Source organism: Polynucleobacter necessarius, assembly GCF_900096755.1.
GTDB classification, from domain to species: domain Bacteria; phylum Pseudomonadota; class Gammaproteobacteria; order Burkholderiales; family Burkholderiaceae; genus Polynucleobacter; species Polynucleobacter necessarius_K.
This window is the reverse complement of the sequence record NZ_LT615227.1, coordinates 820,111-839,010: the sequence shown is the minus strand read 5'-3', so window position 1 is coordinate 839,010 and position 18,900 is coordinate 820,111. Positions and strand designations below refer to the sequence as shown.

Annotated in this window: 20 protein-coding genes and 2 pseudogenes; 11 read left to right on the top strand and 11 right to left on the bottom strand. The window is 47.0% G+C overall.

All coding sequences use genetic code 11. The features are described 5' to 3' along the window. Positions 1-3: 3 nt before the first annotated feature. Complete coding sequence (locus tag DXE27_RS04410; RefSeq protein WP_128113055.1) at positions 4-852, bottom strand: cytochrome C assembly family protein; 849 nt, start codon at positions 850-852, stop codon at positions 4-6. A gap of 20 nt (positions 853-872) precedes the next feature. Between DXE27_RS04410 and ffh the strand changes: the two genes are divergently transcribed. Then, positions 873-2,255: a signal recognition particle protein gene (ffh, locus tag DXE27_RS04405; protein WP_128113054.1), complete on the top strand. Its 1,383-nt coding sequence runs from the start codon at positions 873-875 to the stop codon at positions 2,253-2,255. On the opposite strand, the gene DXE27_RS04400 is transcribed toward ffh, so the two are convergent. Then, positions 2,256-3,998 carry a proline--tRNA ligase gene (locus DXE27_RS04400; RefSeq protein ID WP_128113053.1) on the bottom strand — a complete coding sequence of 581 codons (1,743 nt, stop codon included), beginning with the start codon at positions 3,996-3,998 and terminating at the stop codon, positions 2,256-2,258. It lies immediately after the preceding gene. Between the two features lie 48 nt (positions 3,999-4,046). Here DXE27_RS04400 and DXE27_RS04395 point away from each other — a divergent pair, with 48 nt between their 5' ends. After that, a complete protein-coding gene (locus DXE27_RS04395) occupies positions 4,047-4,649 on the top strand; it encodes an RNA pyrophosphohydrolase (protein WP_128113052.1) in 603 nt (200 codons plus the stop codon). Between the two features lie 143 nt (positions 4,650-4,792). Next, entirely contained in the window at positions 4,793-5,206 is a 414-nt protein-coding gene (locus DXE27_RS04390) for a CNP1-like family protein (protein ID WP_197712398.1), read from the top strand. Between the two features lie 21 nt (positions 5,207-5,227). Here DXE27_RS04390 and proB read toward each other — a convergent pair. The 4 genes and pseudogenes from proB to rplU form a co-directional block, all read right to left on the bottom strand. Continuing rightward, positions 5,228-5,998 (bottom strand): annotated as a pseudogene (gene proB, locus DXE27_RS04385) (glutamate 5-kinase); the annotation flags it as partial. A 27-nt stretch (positions 5,999-6,025) separates the two neighbouring features. After that, complete coding sequence (obgE, locus tag DXE27_RS04380; protein ID WP_128113050.1) at positions 6,026-7,114, bottom strand: GTPase ObgE; 1,089 nt, start codon at positions 7,112-7,114, stop codon at positions 6,026-6,028. An 87-nt stretch (positions 7,115-7,201) separates the two neighbouring features. Next, the gene (gene rpmA / locus DXE27_RS04375) at positions 7,202-7,462 is read right to left on the bottom strand and encodes a 50S ribosomal protein L27 (RefSeq protein ID WP_128113049.1); all 261 of its coding nucleotides are present in this window, start codon (positions 7,460-7,462) and stop codon (positions 7,202-7,204) included. A gap of 20 nt (positions 7,463-7,482) precedes the next feature. After that, the gene (rplU, locus tag DXE27_RS04370) at positions 7,483-7,794 is read right to left on the bottom strand and encodes a 50S ribosomal protein L21 (RefSeq protein WP_128113048.1); all 312 of its coding nucleotides are present in this window, start codon (positions 7,792-7,794) and stop codon (positions 7,483-7,485) included. Between the two features lie 76 nt (positions 7,795-7,870). Between rplU and DXE27_RS04365 the strand changes: the two genes are divergently transcribed. Then, positions 7,871-8,875 carry a polyprenyl synthetase family protein gene (locus DXE27_RS04365; RefSeq protein WP_128113047.1) on the top strand — a complete coding sequence of 335 codons (1,005 nt, stop codon included), beginning with the start codon at positions 7,871-7,873 and terminating at the stop codon, positions 8,873-8,875. Here the strand turns inward: DXE27_RS04365 and DXE27_RS09080 are convergent. Both DXE27_RS09080 and DXE27_RS04360 read right to left on the bottom strand, forming a co-directional pair. Then, a complete protein-coding gene (locus tag DXE27_RS09080) occupies positions 8,872-9,198 on the bottom strand; it encodes a hypothetical protein (protein WP_197712299.1) in 327 nt (108 codons plus the stop codon). The two genes, DXE27_RS04365 and DXE27_RS09080, sit on opposite strands and share 4 nt — an antisense overlap. Next, positions 9,185-9,808, bottom strand: a complete 624-nt coding sequence (locus tag DXE27_RS04360) for a hypothetical protein (RefSeq protein ID WP_197712298.1) — start codon at positions 9,806-9,808, stop codon at positions 9,185-9,187. The genes DXE27_RS09080 and DXE27_RS04360 overlap by 14 nt, the downstream gene beginning before the upstream one ends. Positions 9,809-9,864: 56 nt before the next feature. On the opposite strand from DXE27_RS04360, the gene DXE27_RS04355 reads away from it, so the two are divergent. Then, positions 9,865-10,632: a fumarylacetoacetate hydrolase family protein gene (locus DXE27_RS04355; protein WP_128113046.1), complete on the top strand. Its 768-nt coding sequence runs from the start codon at positions 9,865-9,867 to the stop codon at positions 10,630-10,632. 91 nt (positions 10,633-10,723) lie between these two features. Here the strand turns inward: DXE27_RS04355 and DXE27_RS04350 are convergent, their stop codons facing one another. Further along, positions 10,724-11,743 carry a 2-dehydropantoate 2-reductase gene (locus DXE27_RS04350; RefSeq protein WP_128113045.1) on the bottom strand — a complete coding sequence of 340 codons (1,020 nt, stop codon included), beginning with the start codon at positions 11,741-11,743 and terminating at the stop codon, positions 10,724-10,726. Positions 11,744-11,843: 100 nt separating this feature from the next. Continuing rightward, positions 11,844-13,262: pseudogene (locus DXE27_RS04345) on the bottom strand (high affinity choline transporter 1). A gap of 118 nt (positions 13,263-13,380) precedes the next feature. On the opposite strand from DXE27_RS04345, the gene DXE27_RS04340 reads away from it, so the two are divergent. After that, positions 13,381-14,343, top strand: a complete 963-nt coding sequence (locus DXE27_RS04340; RefSeq protein ID WP_128113044.1) for a squalene/phytoene synthase family protein — start codon at positions 13,381-13,383, stop codon at positions 14,341-14,343. A gap of 9 nt (positions 14,344-14,352) precedes the next feature. Here DXE27_RS04340 and DXE27_RS04335 read toward each other — a convergent pair whose 3' ends face one another. After that, a complete protein-coding gene (locus tag DXE27_RS04335; protein ID WP_128113043.1) occupies positions 14,353-14,865 on the bottom strand; it encodes a methylated-DNA--[protein]-cysteine S-methyltransferase in 513 nt (170 codons plus the stop codon). A 119-nt stretch (positions 14,866-14,984) separates the two neighbouring features. Between DXE27_RS04335 and DXE27_RS04330 the strand changes: the two genes are divergently transcribed. The 5 genes from DXE27_RS04330 to DXE27_RS04315 are packed head-to-tail and all read left to right on the top strand — an operon-like array spanning position 14,985 to position 18,885. Continuing rightward, the gene (locus DXE27_RS04330) at positions 14,985-16,271 is read left to right on the top strand and encodes an HlyC/CorC family transporter (RefSeq protein WP_128113042.1); all 1,287 of its coding nucleotides are present in this window, start codon (positions 14,985-14,987) and stop codon (positions 16,269-16,271) included. Next, positions 16,268-16,822: an ATPase, T2SS/T4P/T4SS family gene (locus DXE27_RS10410; protein WP_197712297.1), complete on the top strand. Its 555-nt coding sequence runs from the start codon at positions 16,268-16,270 to the stop codon at positions 16,820-16,822. Before DXE27_RS04330 ends, DXE27_RS10410 begins: the two co-directional genes overlap by 4 nt. Continuing rightward, complete coding sequence (locus tag DXE27_RS09070) at positions 16,713-17,348, top strand: GspE/PulE family protein (protein WP_415064460.1); 636 nt, start codon at positions 16,713-16,715, stop codon at positions 17,346-17,348. Before DXE27_RS10410 ends, DXE27_RS09070 begins: the two co-directional genes overlap by 110 nt. Then, on the top strand, positions 17,345-18,385 hold the full coding sequence (locus DXE27_RS04320; protein WP_128113041.1) for a type II secretion system F family protein: 1,041 nt from the start codon (positions 17,345-17,347) through the stop codon (positions 18,383-18,385). Before DXE27_RS09070 ends, DXE27_RS04320 begins: the two co-directional genes overlap by 4 nt. Then, positions 18,385-18,885 (top strand): prepilin peptidase, encoded by a 501-nt coding sequence (locus DXE27_RS04315; RefSeq protein ID WP_128113040.1) that lies wholly within the window; start codon positions 18,385-18,387, stop codon positions 18,883-18,885. Before DXE27_RS04320 ends, DXE27_RS04315 begins: the two co-directional genes overlap by 1 nt. Positions 18,886-18,900: the final 15 nt, after the last annotated feature.

Here is an 18,900-nt window from a genome sequence, read left to right as displayed (position 1 = left end):
GAATTATGTCCGCTGAAGAATTACTTCCACCACAAAGCGGCTACCAACATACGCTAGCAAAAGCGCTGTGTATGCGCTTAATACCCAACGTATTGCCGTTCTGCCACGCAGACCAACTCTCCAGCGCGCTATCAGTAGGCCGACGAATAAAAACCAAGAGACCAAAGCAAAAATAGTCTTGTGGTCAAACACTAGCGGTTTACCAAAGAGCGTTTGCGAAAACAACAGGCCAGAAAAAACTGTCAGGCTGAGCAGCGCAAATCCAACGTACAGCAAGTTAAATAACAAGCTTTCCATTGTCATTAGTGGAGGCAAATCCTCCAACCAATGTGTGGCTCGACTATTGGGCACGATGGCCAAGCGACGATGCAGGGCTCGATCTTGAATACTCATCAACATGGCGTGCATTGCCGCCAAACTGAGTAGCCCCACTGAAACTGTTGCAACAACAAAGTGCCCCTTAAACCAGGGATCCGAAACTGCCTTAGGTGAAAGCAATGTTCCAGGGAAAAGACATGGCAATAAGGAGCAGATTAAAGCGAATACCAAGGCCATCCAGCGCAGGCTTGAGATGGGTAAAAACCACGACTGAAACCAATAAAAAGCTAAACCAACCCAAGCAATCAAGGACAAATCCTGAGCAAAGCCAAAAACAAAGCCCTCAGGCGTAAAAACAGAGTCATGCAATTGAATTCCGTGGACGACCAAAATCCCAAAAATAGCCCCTTGAATCAAGGTAGTAGAGAGCGAAGACTCCAAGCCCTCTTTGGGTCTCAGGCTCAAAATGAGCAAAAGAGCTAAATAAAGTGCCGATGGAAGCCATCCATAACTTGAGTAACCTAAAATATCCATCTGGAAAGTCTAATCGATAAATGCTAGAAAACCTCACCGACCGTCTATCTCGCGTTGTTAAAACAATGCGGGGCCAAGCCCGCCTCACTGAAGCCAATACCGCAGAAATGTTGCGGGAGATCCGTTTGGCCCTACTAGAAGCTGACGTAGCGCTTCCGGTTGTGAAGTCTTTACTCGAACAAATTAAATTTAAGGCACTTGGAGAAGAGGTTGTTGGCAGCCTCAGCCCTGGTCAGGCACTAGTTGGCGTGGTGCAACGAGAACTTGCCCAAGTAATGACGGGCGATACCAATCAAAGCGGCGAGCTCAATTTAGCCACCCAACCACCTGCGGTTATCTTGATGGCTGGCTTGCAAGGCGCCGGTAAAACTACCTCTGTAGGCAAGCTTGCCAAGTGGCTGCAAGAAAAAAAGAAAAAGAAAGTACTGACTGTTTCTTGTGACGTATATCGTCCTGCCGCTATCGAGCAATTAGAAACCGTCACGAAACAAGTTGGCGCTGAATTTTTCCCAAGCAACATTAATCAAAAGCCGAATGACATTGCGCCTGCGGCACTCGACTGGGCGCGTCGCCACTACTTTGATGTTGTTCTAGTCGATACGGCAGGTCGTTTAGGCATTGATGAAGCGCTCATGCAAGAAATTAAAACTTTGCATGCAAGCCTAAACCCAATTGAAACCTTATTCGTGGTCGACGCCATGCTTGGCCAAGATGCAGTTAATACCGCTAAGGCCTTCCACGAAGCGCTGCCATTAACCGGCGTGATTCTCACCAAGTTAGATGGCGACTCGCGTGGTGGCGCTGCATTATCAGTTCGCCAAGTTACCGGTGTACCACTCAAATTTATCGGCGTGGCCGAAAAGATGGATGGCCTGGAAGCATTTGATGCTGAGCGTATGGCCAATCGCATCCTGGGTATGGGCGATATTCTTGCTCTGGTTGAACAAGCCCAGCAACATGTGGATGTTGCCAAAGCAGAAAAATTAGCTAACAAGATTTCTAAAGGTGGATTTGATCTTGAAGATTTTCGCGATCAACTTATGCAGATGCAGAAGATGGGTGGAATGGCCAGCTTGATGGATAAGCTGCCAAGTCAAGTAGCTCAAGCAGCATCGAAAACCAATCTCAGCAATGCAGATAAGCAAACGACACGTATGCGCGGAATTATTGACAGCATGACGCCTCGCGAGCGCACCAAACCTGAATTGCTGAAGGCTAGTCGCAAACGTCGAATTGCTGCTGGCGCTGGCGTGGAAGTACAGGAAGTCAATCACCTACTTGCTCAATTTGAGCAAATGCAAACCATGATGAAGCAATTCAAGGGTGGGAAAATGGCGCGCACGATGGCCACCATGGCTGCCAAAGGAGCCGCCAAGGGTATTGGCGGACTCTTTAAAAAATAATTAACCGCCTAATTGCTTGGCTGCTTGAACTGCGGCAATCACTTTTGCTTTGATATCACTAAGCAGAATGTTCTGAGACTCGGCATCAGTGCGGCCCTTAAACTCCACCTGCGAATCTGCTAACCCGCGATCACCAATCACTACGCGGAATGGCGCACCAATGAGTTCCCAGTCAGCAAACATAGCTCCCGGACGCTCATTGCGATCATCCAAAATCACATCGATGCCAGCAGCTTTGAGCTCGTCATGCAACTGATCGCATGCAGCCTTAACTGCTTCTGACTTTTCATACCCCATAGGACAAATCACCACCTCAAACGGCGCCATGGAGATAGGCCAAATAATGCCTTTCTCATCATGGCCCTGCTCGATTGCAGCGCCCAGCAAACGCGTAACACCGATACCGTAGCAACCCATCACCATCGGTTGTGCTTTGCCTTGCTGATCCAGATAAGTACAGCCCATCGCCTCTGAATAGCGTGTGCCCAATTGAAATACGTGACCAACTTCAATACCGCGGCAAATATCAACCACCCCTTTACCATCCGGTGAAGGGTCGCCAATTACCGCATTGCGAATATCCAAAACCAATGGCTCAGGTAAATCACGGCCCCAGTTCACACCAGTTAAGTGATGACCAGCATCGTTTGCACCACAAACAAGATCTGCCATATTGGCAACAGTACGATCAGCAACCACAGTTACATCGGCGCCAATACCAACAGGACCTAGGTAACCCGCAGGTGCATTACAGGCTTGCTTGATTTCTGTTTCAGTAGCAAAACGAGATTCGGCCATGCCCGGGATTTTGCTAGCCTTAACTTCGTTCAATTCGTGATCGCCACGTACCAACAACATAAAAAGTTTGGCTGGTCCATCTTCTTGATCAGCCGCAAACAATAAAGACTTAACAGTGGATTCAAGCGGGATATTTAAAAACTTAGCAACATCCGCGCAGTTGGTTTTTTCTGGGGTTGGCACCTTGGTCATTGCAGCGGATGCTGCAGCACGAGTATCGATCAAGGCCAATGATTCTGCGGCTTCTAGGTTAGCCGCGTAATCTGAGCTTGGGCAATACACAATGGCATCTTCGCCGGTATCCGCAATTACATGAAACTCCTGACTACCGGAACCGCCAATAGCGCCGTTGTCCGCAGTCACAGCGCGGAACTGAAGTCCCATACGCTTAAAGATGCGTGTGTAAGCGTCAAACATAATTTGATAGGACTTCTTCAGACCCTCAGCATCACGATCAAATGAATAAGCATCTTTCATGCTGAACTCACGACCACGCATGATGCCAAAACGAGGACGACGCTCATCACGGAACTTCGTTTGAATTTGATAAAAGTTGACTGGCAACTGTTTGTAACTCTTAATCTCATTGCGAGCTAAATCTGTTACGACTTCTTCAGAAGTAGGCTGAATCAAAAAATCGCGATCATGGCGATCTTTGATACGCAGCAGCTCAGGACCCATCTTTTCCCAACGGCCAGTTTCTTGCCACAATTCAGCAGGCTGAATCATCGGCATTAGCAATTCAATAGCACCAGCACAATTCATTTCTTCGCGGATGATGTTTTCCACCTTGCGAATGACTTTCAAACCCAGGGGCAAATAGTTATAAACGCCAGCGCTGAGCTTGCGAATTAAACCAGCGCGCACCATGAGTTTGTGCGAAACCACCTCAGCGTCGGAGGGGGCTTCTTTTAGCGTGGCGAGAAATGATTGTGATGCTTTCATGTATGGATATAATCAAATCATTGATTTTAAAGGATTTGAGGCACGATCATGCTTGACCGTGAAGGGTATCGCCCCAATGTCGGCATTGTCCTCCTCAACAGCCGTAACGAGGTTTTCTGGGGAAAACGCGTCGGGCAGCATTCGTGGCAGTTCCCACAGGGTGGGATTCAGCATGGTGAAAGCCCTGAACAGGCTATGTACCGCGAATTGCAAGAGGAGGTTGGCTTACTGCCGGAGCATGTCCAGATTATTGGACGCACCAGGGATTGGCTTCGCTACGACGTCCCTGAGGAATACCTGCGCCGTCAAAACTCCACCCGCGTCCATCGTGCAGCTTATCGAGGACAAAAACAAATTTGGTTTTTATTACGCCTAGTGGGTCTGGATAGTGATATTCAACTGCGCGCCTCTGAGCACCCTGAGTTTGATGCTTGGCGCTGGGTTCCATTCTGGATTCAGTTGGATGCCGTAATCGGATTTAAACGTGAGGTCTATCAATTGGCTCTATCTGAGCTAGCACGCTACCTCACTCGCGGCATACGCATGCAACAACTGGCATGGGGCTCGCCACTTGATCTATTCCAGTCTTTTTATGCTGGCAATGAAGATACCCATAAATCTTCTGAAAAATCGGATAAAGAAAATGAATAATGCTTTGCGAAAAGTTAGCCTCTATGCAAGCTGCCTCAGTCTTATTGGCGCCCTGTATGGCTGTGCCGGAGACCCATTACAAAGTGGCCTTGACCCATTCGCACCCATGGTGTTTAAAGAGGGTGTAACCACAATGCCCTTAAATCCACCCACAGGCATCGCTTGTTCCCTTCTATGTTTCTCAGCGCACTATTTTTAAGTTTGCCGTAGATACGAATTCAATTCAGATTGGAGCAGATAGTGTTACACGCTATATCGTGGTCATTACCAACCCCAGCGGAGGCCAACAAACTCAATACGAAGGTATTTGTTGTGACTCTTTCCAATGGCGCCTTTATGGAACCCTTGAAAATAATTCCTGGAAAGAAAACCCACTATCTAGCTGGCGAGCAATCCAAAGCGATATAGCGAATCGCTATCAAGCAGCTTTAGCGCAAGGGGCTTTTTGTAACTTCAACAACCAAGAAAAGAGCATCAGAGCGATACTCCAGTCACTCAATCCAAAAGAGTTTAATGGCGGCACAAAACCAACCAACTCTTTTGGTGAAATGAATTAAGAATTAATTTTGAGCTGGCGCCAAATAGGTGCCAAGTTTCTCGCCAGCCATCAGGCGAGTCAGAACATTGGGTTCGCGCCCTGAAGCAATTACTGTCGCTGTACCTGTTTTCACTGCAACCTTAGCAGCCAAGACTTTAGTCAGCATTCCGCCCTTACTCATTTCGCTAGCAGCTCCGCCAGCCATTTTTTCTAAAGCAGGGTCACCTGCAATTGCTTCAGTTAAGAGTGTTGCATCAGGATTTTGACGTGGGTCAGCCGTAAACAAACCGCCCTGATCGGTCAGAATAATTAACAAGTCCGCCTGAATTAAATTACTCACTAGAGCTGCGAGACTATCGTTATCACCAAATTTGATTTCGTCGGTAACAACCGTATCGTTCTCATTAATAATTGGGACAACGCCCAGCTTTAATAAGGTATCCAGAGTAGCCTTCGCATTGGCATTACGCTCAGCGTTTGCCAAGTCAGCATTGGTCAATAAGATCTGTGCGCTACGCAAATTAAAGCGCGCAAAACAGCTTTCATAAACCTGCACTAAACCCATTTGCCCTACTGCAGCTGCAGCCTGTAGCTGATGGATCTCTTGTGGACGCTTAGCCCAACCTAAACGTTGCATGCCTTCAGCAATCGCTCCAGAACTTACCATCAAAACTTCATGGCCAGCTTTTAATAACTCTGCCATTTGCGCTGCCCACATTGCAATCGCAGCATGATCCAAGCCTTCACCATTATTGGTTACAAGGCTAGAGCCCACTTTGACAACAATCCGTTTAGTTTTTTTGGCGTTCATAACAGCAGAAAATATTAAACAAGTAATTTAATCGGGAGTTTTATCTTGAGCCTGGTCTTGATAGCGCGGATCCTGAGCGCGTTCCTCAGCATCATCGCGATCACGACGCACAGAATCCAAATAATCCTGCAATGAATAACAAAGCTTGTCGCAACCCAGGCCCGTCAAAGCGGAGATCTCAAAAACTGGACCCTTCCACTTAAATTTTTTCACAAAGTCAGCAACAGCTTTTTGACGATCCTCTTCAGGAATCATATCGACCTTGTTCAAAACTAACCACCGTGGTTTTTCTACTAAAGCTTCATCGTATTTACGCAGCTCATTCACAATCGCATTAGCATCAGCCACTGGGTCCACATTCTCATCAAATGGTGCAATATCTACCAGATGCAAAAGCACGCCAGTGCGCTGTAAATGGCGCAAGAAGCGATGGCCTAAGCCAGCACCTTCCGCAGCACCTTCAATCAAGCCAGGGATATCGGCAATTACAAAGCTGCGCTCATTGCCTACGCGCACCACACCCAAATTAGGATGAAGCGTTGTAAATGGATAGTCAGCAATCTTTGGACGAGCATTTGAAACCGCAGTGATCAAAGTGGACTTGCCAGCATTAGGCATGCCCAACAAGCCAACATCAGCCAACACTTTTAATTCCAGCTTTAGTTTGCGACGCTCACCAGGTTTGCCGTTTGTCTTTTGACGTGGCGCTCTATTGGTGCTGCTCTTAAAGTGAATATTTCCCCAGCCACCAACACCGCCCTGCGCCAAACAAAGACGCTCGCCATGCGTCGTTAAGTCAGCAATTGGCTCACCAGTTTCGTAATCAGAAATAATGGTGCCCACTGGCATGCGCAATTCAATATCATCACCAGCGCGACCATAGCAGTCAGCACCACGCCCTGGCTCACCATTTTTAGCGGTGTGTGTTTTGGCGTAGCGATAGTCGATCAAGGTATTGATGTTGCGATCAGCTGTCGCCCATACGCTTCCGCCCTTGCCGCCATCGCCGCCATCAGGGCCGCCAAATTCAATAAACTTTTCGCGGCGCATAGAGGCGCTTCCGGCGCCACCTTGGCCGGCAATCACTTCAATACGTGCTTCGTCTATAAATTTCATAAATAAAAAAGGCCTCGCTTAGCGAGGCCTGTTCCTAAGAGTTAAATTCGGAATTAATCTGAATCAAACGTGTCTCAGTCAGGCGCCTTATGAACGAGGCAAGATTGAAACTTGGGCCTTCTTCAAAGCACCCTTAACGCCGAATTCCACTTGTCCGTCAATTAAGGCAAACAAAGTGTGATCTTTACCAATACCAACGTTAGCACCTGGATGAACACGTGTGCCACGTTGACGAATGATGATGCTGCCAGCATTAATGCGCTCGCCGCCAAATACCTTAACGCCTAAGCGTTTCGATTCTGAGTCGCGGCCATTTCGTGTTGAGCCGCCGCCTTTTTTCTGTGCCATATCTTTCTCCTACTCTGGAATTAGGCTTTAATCGTATTGATCAAAATTTCAGTGAAATTTTGACGATGGCCTTGTTGCTTTTGATAATGCTTGCGACGGCGCATCTTAAAGATTGTCACTTTATCGTGACGTCCTTGGGAGACGACAGTGGCCATCACGGCTGCACCATTAACCAATGGATCACCTAACTTCAGTGATGCGCCTTCGCCAACGGCGAGGACCTGGTCAAGAGTGATTTCGCTGCCGATTTCCGCTGGTATCTGTTCTATTTTCAATTTTTCGCCTGCAGCAACTTTATACTGTTTGCCACCGGTTTTTATGACCGCGTACATGGTTTGAAACCTCAAATTAATATCTACATTTAAGCTAATTCACCCTGGACCAGCTAAGCCCACTATTATATCTTGCATGACGAGCACTGTCAAAACCAATGACTTAAGCCAGATCCTGACCCCAATTGCCTTAGATTTCAAGGCCTTAGATGAGGTTATTCGCCAGCGTTTAGCCTCAAAAGTCGCCTTAATTGACCAAATTTCCACATATATCATCCAGGCGGGTGGGAAACGGGTTAGACCAGCCCTACTCATGCTGGTAGCCAAGGCCCTAGCCAATGGTAAAGACACCCCTCATACCCTGGAAATGGCTGCGGTTGTCGAATTTATCCATACCGCCACCCTGCTTCACGACGATGTTGTGGATGAATCCACCCTCAGAAGGGGTCGAGAAACAGCCAATGCAGCTTTTGGCAATGCGGCCAGCGTCCTGGTTGGAGACTTCCTGTACTCCAGGGCGTTTCAGATGATGGTGGGTCCTGATGACCTTCGCGTCATGCAAATTCTGTCGGATGCCACCAACACCATCGCCGAAGGTGAAGTTTTGCAGCTTCTCAATATGAATGACCCAGAAGTAGATGAAGCAAGTTACCTCCAAGTCATTCGCTACAAAACCGCCAAATTATTCGAAGCTTCAACGGAGCTTGGCGCAATCTTGGCCAACGCCTCAGATACTCAGCGCGAACAAGCTGCAGCATTCGGCCGTCATATTGGCACTGCATTTCAGCTCATGGACGACCTCTTGGACTACACAGCCAATGCCGCCCAGATAGGAAAAAATGCTGGGGATGATTTGCGCGAAGGCAAGCCTACGCTACCGCTAATTTACTTATTAGAAATTGGCAGTAACGAAGAGCGATTATTAGTTCGTGCCGCCATCGAACAAAATCAAGATCTACCCGATGATGTGTTTGCACAAATTCTGAGTGCCGTACAAAGTTCAGGCGCACTCGATTACACGCAAGCAGCAGCCAAACGCGAAGCGGATCTCGCGCTGGAATGCCTGACAAGCTTCCCCGCCAACGAGGCTAGCGCTGCACTACATGCTCTTTGCGAATATTCACTCGCAAGACAAACTTAACCCCCTACGCTTTTTAGCCTAAGCTCGCGCGCAGTAATCCTGGCATTCTCGGCCTCTTCTCGCAAGTGAGCAATCTCTTGCGAAGACAATCTTTCCAAATTGGAATAATCTAATTTCCACGCTGGATCAGCGGACCACACCATGGGCGACTGAACTGTTGTGCGTGCTGCAGGAGCAGATTCCATCAGGCTAAGAGCTAAGTCCATAGTCACATCCTGGGACCTCGCATCATAGGGTTTTGCAGCGGCATTTCCCAAGGGAAAATCGCTAAACAAAAATCTTGGGACACCGCAATACTCCACAATATCTTTAGCAGCACCCATGACTACTGTGGGTATACCTGCTGCCTCTAGGTAACGCGCTAATAAGCTCTGGCTTTTGATGACAAATTGGGCAATTGGGAATCAACACAGCAACATCCACTTTGTCCACTTTCAGCATTTCCAAAATAATTGGCGCATCTATTTCTAGAGTGTGTCGCTGACTGCGATTGGTGGGCAGACCGTAAAAATGTGGGGATAGCGCCTGGATTCTTCCTGAACTGAGCGCTCGTTTTGCTGCCGCTAACGGAAACCAGCAGTTGCTGTCTTCCATGTTGGCATTTTTTCGATCAACGCCCACATGGGCAATGCGCAGATCGACCTCATCAATCACGCGCTTCAGATACGGCTGATAAAACTTCGCTGCTGCGTTGTAAGGCGCGCCAGGGCCTTGGGGACCCTTATCGGCATCATAGGGAACTGCGGTAGTAATAAGTGCCAGGACAGATTGATTTAAAGGTTTTGCAAGCGGAGTAAACGGTACATCAATGAAGTGTGCCCAGACATATGGATTGTCGTACCCCAAGCCTAGGTAGTAATTGCGCGTGCGCTCAATGTAGCGAATTGGCTGGTCCAATTCTGGTGCAAAGATAAGTTCAGAAGTCTGAGACATCAACACATCCCTGTAAGATATTGCATATCAAATATTAAACTTCACAGGAGCTCATTATGGCTCAATGGCTTAGATTTCAACACCAAGGAAAAAGTGGTTTAGGACAAGTACAAGGTGACCAAATCGCAGTGTATGAAGGTGATTTATTCAATGGACCTAAAACAACTGGTCAAACCCTGAATTTGGCAGACGTCGTCATTGATATTCCCTGTACACCATCCAAAATGGTTGCTATGGTGGATAACTTCCATGCGCTGGTTACCAAGCTTGAGCATGCGGTACCTGCAGAGCCTTTGTACTTTCTCAAAGGCAACAACTCTTTTCTTGCGGCCAATCAAGTCATTCGTACGCCAAAGTCTTATTCAGGCAAAGTGGTTTATGAAGGCGAATTGGGAATTGTGATCGGTAAACGCTGTCATGAAGTGGATGAAGCGGAAGCTGCTAAAGCCATTTTTGGCTACACCTGCATTAACGACGTCACTGCGATCGAGATTCTCAATCGTGACCCTGGTTATGCGCAGTGGACCCGCTCCAAGAGCTTTAATACCTTTGGTGTATTTGGTCCGTACATCACCACTGATGTTGATCCGAGTAAGCTCACCATCAAAACCATCCTCAATGATCAAGAGCGTCAAAACTATCCTGTTGCCGATATGATCTTTTCGCCGGCCAAACTAGTGAGTATGATTTCTCAAGACGTGCCTTTAGAGGCTGGTGACATTATCGCCTGCGGCACTTCAGTGGGCGTTGGCTCAATGAAGCCTAGCAGCAATGTGAGCATCATCATTGATGGGGTTGGTCGCTTAGATAATCGCTTCGAATAAGTCGCCCCCCATTAAAGCAAAAACCCTTGCTATGTTGAGTAGCAAGGGTTTTTTATTGCGCGTAAATCTGTAAAGCTAAATACCGTATTACTTAGTAGCCACTGACTGATGGCAATGCTAAGCTACCTTTAGAGGCCTGAACGTTTTCATCCAGGTATTTTGTCAAAGCAAATACAGTGTTTAAGCAAGGTGTTGGAGTTTGAGTGATTTTGCCAAGCTCAATAACCGAACCCAACAATGCATCGATCTCTAAGCTACGGCCAGCTTCCAAGTCTTGCAACATCGATGTTTTATGCTTGCCCACTTTTTCAGCGCCAGCGATACGACGCTCAATATCCACGCGGAAAGTAACACCCAACTTCTCGGCAATCGTCTGAGCTTCAGCCATCATGTTGCGCGCTAATTCTTTCGTCAATGGATATTGGCAAATACCTTCTAAGGTGCCATGCGTCAATGAGCTGATTGGGTTGAAAGTCATATTGCCCCAAAGCTTGAGCCAGATTTCTGAGCGGATGTCATCCAGAATTGGTGACTTAAATCCAGCCGCACCCATCATTTCAGACATCTTCTGAATGCGCTCAGTTGTCTTGCCATCGAGCTCGCCCAACGGGAAGCGATTGCCCTCAACGTGACGAATCACGCCAGGTGCTTGGGTAAAGGTTGCTGGATACACCACGCAACCAATAATGTTGTTTGGGTTGATTGTATTCTTAGCAACGCCACCCGCATCTACTGTTTCCACGGAGTGATCTTGGTACTCGCCGCCCAGCTTTTGGAAATACCACCAAGGAATACCGTTTTGCATTGGGATCAAAATCGTTTCTGGGCCCATGATCGCAGCCAGGTCCTCAATGATCGACTCAACTTGATGCGCCTTTACCGCCAGAATCACTACATCCGGAGTTTCAGCATCACGAATTTTTTCTACTGCTTTTACTTGCGCCACCAATGGCTCAGGTTGATCGTCCATGATCAACGCCAAGCCACGCTCTTTGATCGCCGCCAAAGTAGCGCCACGCGCTACAACAGTGACATCATTGCCTGCCCTTGCCAACATAACAGCCAGATAGCCGCCAATTGCACCACCTCCGCCAATGACACAGATTTTCATAGGAGCTCCATAAGAACTAAAAATTTTGAATTACTTGTATTTTAATTGGATTTTTGCGCTGCAGCAATTATGGTTGCTTAAATTTTAAGCAGCTTTTTCTTTAAACAGCTTTCAAAGCATCCTTAGGTACTAGGCTGCCCAAAATCATCCCTGCAATGCAGGCAAATAAGCCTGCTAGCTGGGGCGGCAATATGGCGTTAGGGGCAAGGATCTCGCAACTAATCCAGATGGTCAGACCCCCACTACCGCAAGGAGGCCGCCCAATGAATTTGCTTTAGACCAATACACCCCAAAAGCCAGGGGAACGAAAGCGGCAACCAAAGTTACCTTGTATGCGCTCTCAACCATTTTAAAAATTGAGAGCTCAGAATTCACTGCAAAAAATGTCGTTACAACCGCAAAACACAAAACAGTAATGCGCATAATTTTCAGCAGATCGTGATCTGAAAGATGTTTAAAAAAACCTCTCACAATGTTTTCTGCGAACGTGACCGATGGGGCTAGCAAAGTTGCGCTCGCACAACTCTTAATTGCTGACAGCAAGGCGCCAAAAAACATCACTTGAGCAATGATGGGAGCGTGGTTGAGAACCAACTTTGGCAAAATCATTTGCGGATCTGCATCAAGATATTGCTTTGCTAAATCAGGGCTAATCAAAGTGGCGGAGTAAGCTAAATACATCGGCACAAAAGCAAAAATGAAATACAACACACCGCCCAAAATGGCAGCTTGAACCGCAATGTTCACGTTCTTGGATGAAGTGATCCGCCGGAATACATCTTGCTGGGGTATGGACCCCAACATCATGGTGCAAAGCGCAGCGACAAATCCCAAGATGGAGGCAAGATTCATATCCGGCCAGAAGTTACTGAACTGGCCGGCTGCAGCCGCATGCTCAAGCACCACACCGATGCCACCAGTCTGCACAGTCATCTCACCACCGATCGATATACAACATACCGATCACAATAATGATCATCTGAATAAAGTCGGTAATCGCAACTGACCACATGCCGCCAAACAGGGTGTAGATCAATACGCTACCAGCGCCAATCAACATGCCACCAGTCTGAGAAATGCTACCTTCTGAAACTACGTTAAACACCAACCCTAAAGCCTTAATTTGCGCAGCAACCCAACCAAGATAAGAAACCACAATACAAAGAGTCACTAAAACCTCAACAGTGCGGCCATATTTTTCTCGGAAAAAGTCACCGATTGTGAGCATGCGGCGGTTATATAAATGACGCGCAAAAAATAAGCCCACCAATATTAGACACATCGAAGATCCAAATGGGTCTGACACAACACCCCCTAAACCCTCTTTCAGAAAAGTTGCCGGAATACCCAAAACAGTTTCTGAGCCAAACCAGGTGGCAAATACAGCTGCGGTAACGATCGGCAACGGCAGGCTATGTCCAGCGGCAGCAAAGTCAGCGGTATTTTTTACGCGCAGGGCAGCCCACAGGCCAATGCCTACAGATATAACCCAGTAAATAATGACGCTCCAAATGAGCACGCCTGATTTCTCCCAAAGTTCTCCCAAAGGAATTTGGTGAAATTATATGACCTTGGCACTTTTCTCAGTATGGTTAAAAGTGCCAATTTGGAGCGTCATGGTCTGACATAATCCAAGGGTGGAATCCTCATCAAATAACCCAAGCACTGATCTGGCCTATCAAAAGGCTATTTTGGGTTCGGTATCGCGCACCTTTGCATTGACCATTCCACTTTTACCGCCAGCTATTGAGAAAGTAGTAGGCAACGCTTACTTGCTTTGTCGAATTGTCGACACGATTGAAGACGCTGCAGACCTCAGCCCGCAAGTCAAACAAAACCTCTCAGCTTTGTTTTTACAAGCGGTACTTGAAAAAGCCCCGGTCAGCTCTTTTGTGGGGCCTTGCCTTGATGCCCTTAAAAATTATGGCAATCAAGATGAGTTGGACCTGATTGCCCACACCCCTACTGTATTGCGCATCCTGCATACGTGCAGCAGCGCTGATCAACAAGCAGTCAGTCGCTGTGTATCCATCATGTCTGAAGGTATGTCTCACTTTCATGGCAAACAAACCAAAGAGGGCCTTAAAGATCTTCCCGAATTTGAAGAGTATTGCTATGTGGTTGCGGGTGTTGTCGGGGAATTATTAACTACCATCTTTAGCAATCACTCGGCAGCCTTTGCCAAGCAAGTCCAAAATCGAGAAGCTCTAGCCATCGCCTTTGGTCAAGCGCTACAGATGACTAATATTCTGAAAGACTCACCGGAAGATAGGGCGCGCGGCGTCTCTTGGAAGCCGGCCCATATTAACCAAACACAACTACTCAATATTGCCTATCAAAAACTTCAAGATTCTCTTGAGTACATCCTATTAATTCCTAAAACAGAGTTAGGCATGAGGCGCTCTTGCTTCTTGGCATTTGGCTTAGCAGTGATGACGCTTTCAAAGATTGCTGAGCGAACCCAATTTAGCCATAAAGACGAGGTGAAACTTTCTCGCAGCACAGTCATGGTTTTTTATAGCTTCACCAAAGTCGCAGTAATGAGTGATGCGTTGATGAAAGGATTCTTTTACGTATTTTCGGGCGCCCTCAAAAAATAACTTGGGCCTCTAAATTGCGCCTTCATGCTTCAAGAGCCAAATCTTAATTTGACGATGCAACCCTGGTGAGTTTTGTTTCATAAAACCACCAATGCCTTGTGCAGCAACAACACGATGACAAGGCGCGATAAGTGGATAAGGGTTGGCGCCGCATGCCGTCCCCACCGCGCGCGGCCCGCTTTTAATCTTCTTAGCAAGCTCTCCATAGGTTGAAGTACTCCCAACTGGAATTTTCTGAATTTGACTCCAAACCTTTTGCTGATGAGTCGTGCCCGCTGGCTTTAGCGGCAAATCAAATTGATACTTGGGGTTCTTAAAATAGGCCTGACATTGTTTTGCCACATCCTTAGCTAATTGGTTTTGAGGGGCAATTAATGGGGTTGAGGTCGGCAAGTAATCAATTTTAGATAGCATCAAACTAGCATCCACCATCTCAGTCAATATTCCTAAGCGCCCAAATGGAGCCTCAATCACACAGTGCTGAGCGCCATCAACGGAAGAGGATTTTTGAGAAGCTGCCATAGATGGGTAATTCTCACACAAATAAACAACTGTGATGACGCCTATTTCTATCCCAGCTATAGCTACTGAAATGGCACTTTGCTATATTGACTCATCCTTACTTTTTGCAGGCAGCCTCCATGGACACCTTTTTTGATGATTGGCCCTTTATTGCACAGGTTGCCCTAGTCATCTTTTTGCTCGCACTTTCTGGCTTTTTTTCCATGGCCGAAACGAGCATGCTCTCTTCTAATCGCCATCGCCTACGTGCAATGGCCAAGGGCGGCAATTCAGGCGCAGCATTGGCTGAAAGATTATTAAAACGAATTGACTCGCTTTTGTCAGTTCTGCTGATATCAAATAACCTGATTAATGCCGTATTGCCCATTTTGGTAACAGGTATTGCACTACATATCTTTGGCGATAGCGGCCTAGTGCTGTCAATTGCTACATTGGTTGTAGCGCTTCTCATCATCTTTAGCGAAATCACACCGAAAGTCATTGGTGCAGCCTTCCCTGAAAAGATTGCCGCTCGAGTTGGCTGGCTGATTTTGCCTTTGACGTTTTTACTAAAGCCTTTGTTGTGGTTTATTAATAGCTTTGTTTCTGGCCTCATGAAAGTATCCGGACTACAGTCTTCAGCGGATAGCAGAGCAATGAGCAAAGAAGAATTACGCAGCCTTGTGCTTGAATCCAATCGCTTCGTCTCCAATCATCAGCGCAATATTTTGCTTAATCTATTTAACCTGGAAAACATTACCGTTGATGATGTGATGACTCCAAGATCAAAGATTGAAGTCCTGGATCTCTCCAGACCTATTGATGAAGTTGTCCAGCAACTAGAAACCTGTTATCACAATAAGCTACCTGTACGCGATGGAGATTCGGAGCGTATTGTGGGCATTTTGTCGGTTAAAAAGGCATTATCTCTGCTTGGTGATACCGACTTAAAACACGAAGACTTTAGGTCGTTAGTGAATGAACCGTACTTCATCCCTAGCGGCACGCCCGTTCTACAGCAGATGCAATTCTTTCAAGATAACCAGCAGCGCTTAAGTCTGGTTGTAAATGAGTATGGCGAAGTTCTTGGGCTGGTGACTTTTGAAGATATTATGGAAGAGCTGATTGGCGAGTTCACCACATCCTTCTCTAATCTTTCTACTGACCCACACTGGCTGACAGATGGGACTTATCTTGCGAGCGGTGGTGCATCTTTGCGAGATCTCAACCGCTTACTCAATCTGAACTTACCTCTAGATGGACCTCGCACTCTGAATGGCCTCATTCTCGAAAAGCTAGAGGCCATTCCGGATCATGATGTGAGCATTCGAATTGCTGGCATCGTCATGGAAATTGTGCAGTTTGACGAACAAGGGGTGAAGACCATCAAACTCTATCGACCCAAGCTCACCGCAGAGCAAGATTGAGTCAAACTCAAGATGACTCACTTATCGTTCGCACCTGGTTTGAAATCGCAGTTAATGCACTTAACTCTGGAGCGAGTGATATACATATTGAGGCAAGAACTCAAGAAACATTAGTCCGCATCCGAGTGGATGGCGAGCTTCAAATCCAAACGCATTACCCCATAGACCTACATGAGCGATTAATCACACGCATCAAAATTCTAGCGCGCCTAGATATTGCAGAGAAACGCCTTCCACAGGATGGCCGCCTTTATATTGGCCGCGAATTCACTAGACCGAATATCGACTGCAGGGTCTCGATTCTTCCAACTCTTCATGGCGAGAAAGCGGTTGTTCGAATCCTGCCAAGCCAAGCCGAAGATTTGGCACTCGATCAAATTGGGCTGCTGCCAGAACCAACTACAAATCTTCCAAGGCGCACTACAACAGACCAATGGCCTTATTCTGGTTACGGGCCCAACAGGAAGCGGAAAAACCCGTACCCTGTATTGCTGTTTAAGAGCGTTAAATCAAAACCATCGCAATCTTTGCTCCATAGAAGATCCCATTGAAATACGCTTACCTGGAGTCAATCAGGTGGCTTACCGCCCTCGAGCGGGATTGGACTTCCCAGTAATCATTCGCACCCTCTTAAGGCAAGATCCTGATGTCATCATGATTGGAGAAATTCGCGATGCCGCAACTGCACAGCTTGCCACCCAAGCAGCACAAACAGGACACCTTGTTTTAAGCACCCTGCATACACGCAATGCGCATGGCATTCTTGGTCGCCTTAAAAACTTGAGGGTTGATTACGAGACGATTGAATCGTGCCTGCTTTGCGCAAGCTCTCAGCGATTGGTTCGCAGAACATGCACAGGATGTCATGGCATGCCCGTCCCAGAAAATGCAGCCTGCATCATCTGCAAGGGGAGCGGAAAGGCCGGCCGGATTGGAGTGCATGAAGTATTTAGTAAGTCAGAAATACTGAACCCTGACTTCGCATATCTATTTATGCGCAATGCAGGCATGGAATATGTTAGCCAAGGTCTTATTATCCAAGAGAGTCTTGATGCTGAGATTGGCACGTGGCAATGAATAAGCAAGATCAACTGCATTTTGCTCAGCAACTCTTATCCATTTTATCGGCAGGAATGGCCCTCCTAAATGCCATTGAACTCATGCATTCTTGCGCTCCAAAACATTGGCGTCCCTGCCTCATAGATTTGCACTCACAACTTAAGAAAGGTAATAGCTTTTCACAAAGCCTGCAACTACGACGGGAACAGTTCTCAGCAGAATTTATTAACCTCATTCGCGTAAGTGAGCGCACAGGCGACATTCCTTTGGCCCTAACGACTATTTGTCAACAGCTCGAAGCGCAAATTGAATTACGCCGAAAGTTACAGCAGGCATTGAGCTACCCCATCATTACTCTAGCAAGCTCTTTCCTCCTCATTGTTGTCATGATGGTCTGGGTAGTCCCCGTGTTTAAAGAGGTCTTTGCGCACTTTCATGCAGAACTACCAGCACCAACAAAAACATTGATTCAGACTTCCTCGTGGATTGAAAACTTCTTTATAGAAATTGGAGTGCTCTTTGTTGGACTTGCCACGATATTTAGCATGGCATGGTTGAAAAGTCCTCACTTACAAAAGAGGTGTGATCAATTGAGTTTTTGCGTGCCGATAGTGGGGCAGCTATTACGGCTAGCCACATTGGCCTACTGGTGCCGCACACTCGGACACTTGCTTCGCTCAGGACTGCCTCTGCCCGATGCATTGCGTGTGACCGCCCAATCATCCAACCACTGGCTTAGTCATGATTTGAGTGCTGAAGTCTTTAAACACCTCACTCAGGGCTGGCCATTGGGCGACGCCTTAAAGCGGGCTGACCCCAAGCACTTATTATTTGATATTGAAACTCTGCAGCTTCTGCACATTGCCTCAGAAAGCGGATCACTTTCTCAAATGCTAGGCCAGCGTGCTCAAACCCTGGGCTCACAACTAAGTAATCGCTTAAATACACTAAGCCAAAGCCTGGAGCCGTTCTTAATTATCTTTGTGGGAATTATTATTGGTAGTCTGGTAATCATCCTGTACCTTCCCATTTTTAATTTAGGCCAGATTGTCTAATGAGTGACTTAGCAATATCCGATCTGATTCGCGCTTTAGTCATCGCAGTCTTGATGTATCTAGCCTATGTTGATCTACGGTCTTTTAGATTGCCAGACGCTATTACTATCCCTTTGGCAATTTGCGGACTCTGCTTTAATGCGCTTGCTCGCCATCCATTTACAGACTTACAAAATGCGGTCCTTGGCGCCATACTTGGCTATACCTTTCTCTGGCTTATTAATTACCTATATCGGCTCGCCCAAAATAAAGACGGCATTGGAATGGGGGACGCCAAACTATTGTGCGCGCTGGGTGCCTGGCTTGGATGGATGGCGCTACCAGGTGTTTTATTTATGGCATCAATCGCTGGCTTGGTGGGTGGCTTTATTTGGCTTTATTGGAATAAAAAAGGCTATCAAAGGGCATTCCCTTTTGGACCATTCCTCGCATTTGCTGGCATCATGGAGTTGTTATGGCCACAGCCTCTCCAAAACCTATTGCTGAGCAATCCGATTTAAGCGCCCTGAAGGGGC

Bases quoted from the DNA above. Each gene is read 5' to 3' on its own strand.
- DXE27_RS04410 (WP_128113055.1), bottom strand. From the start codon at position 852: ATGGATATTTTAGGTTACTCAAGTTATGGATGGCTTCCATCGGCACTT.
- ffh (WP_128113054.1), top strand. From the start codon at position 873: ATGCTAGAAAACCTCACCGACCGTCTATCTCGCGTTGTTAAAACAATG.
- DXE27_RS04400 (WP_128113053.1), bottom strand. From the start codon at position 3,998: ATGAAAGCATCACAATCATTTCTCGCCACGCTAAAAGAAGCCCCCTCC.
- DXE27_RS04395 (WP_128113052.1), top strand. From the start codon at position 4,047: ATGCTTGACCGTGAAGGGTATCGCCCCAATGTCGGCATTGTCCTCCTC.
- obgE (WP_128113050.1), bottom strand. From the start codon at position 7,114: ATGAAATTTATAGACGAAGCACGTATTGAAGTGATTGCCGGCCAAGGT.
- rpmA (WP_128113049.1), bottom strand. From the start codon at position 7,462: ATGGCACAGAAAAAAGGCGGCGGCTCAACACGAAATGGCCGCGACTCA.
- rplU (WP_128113048.1), bottom strand. From the start codon at position 7,794: ATGTACGCGGTCATAAAAACCGGTGGCAAACAGTATAAAGTTGCTGCA.
- DXE27_RS04365 (WP_128113047.1), top strand. From the start codon at position 7,871: ATGACGAGCACTGTCAAAACCAATGACTTAAGCCAGATCCTGACCCCA.
- DXE27_RS09080 (WP_197712299.1), bottom strand. From the start codon at position 9,198: ATGGGTGCTGCTAAAGATATTGTGGAGTATTGCGGTGTCCCAAGATTT.
- DXE27_RS04360 (WP_197712298.1), bottom strand. From the start codon at position 9,808: ATGTCTCAGACTTCTGAACTTATCTTTGCACCAGAATTGGACCAGCCA.
- DXE27_RS04355 (WP_128113046.1), top strand. From the start codon at position 9,865: ATGGCTCAATGGCTTAGATTTCAACACCAAGGAAAAAGTGGTTTAGGA.
- DXE27_RS04350 (WP_128113045.1), bottom strand. From the start codon at position 11,743: ATGAAAATCTGTGTCATTGGCGGAGGTGGTGCAATTGGCGGCTATCTG.
- DXE27_RS04335 (WP_128113043.1), bottom strand. From the start codon at position 14,865: ATGGCAGCTTCTCAAAAATCCTCTTCCGTTGATGGCGCTCAGCACTGT.
- DXE27_RS04330 (WP_128113042.1), top strand. From the start codon at position 14,985: ATGGACACCTTTTTTGATGATTGGCCCTTTATTGCACAGGTTGCCCTA.
- DXE27_RS04320 (WP_128113041.1), top strand. From the start codon at position 17,345: ATGAATAAGCAAGATCAACTGCATTTTGCTCAGCAACTCTTATCCATT.
- DXE27_RS04315 (WP_128113040.1), top strand. From the start codon at position 18,385: ATGAGTGACTTAGCAATATCCGATCTGATTCGCGCTTTAGTCATCGCA.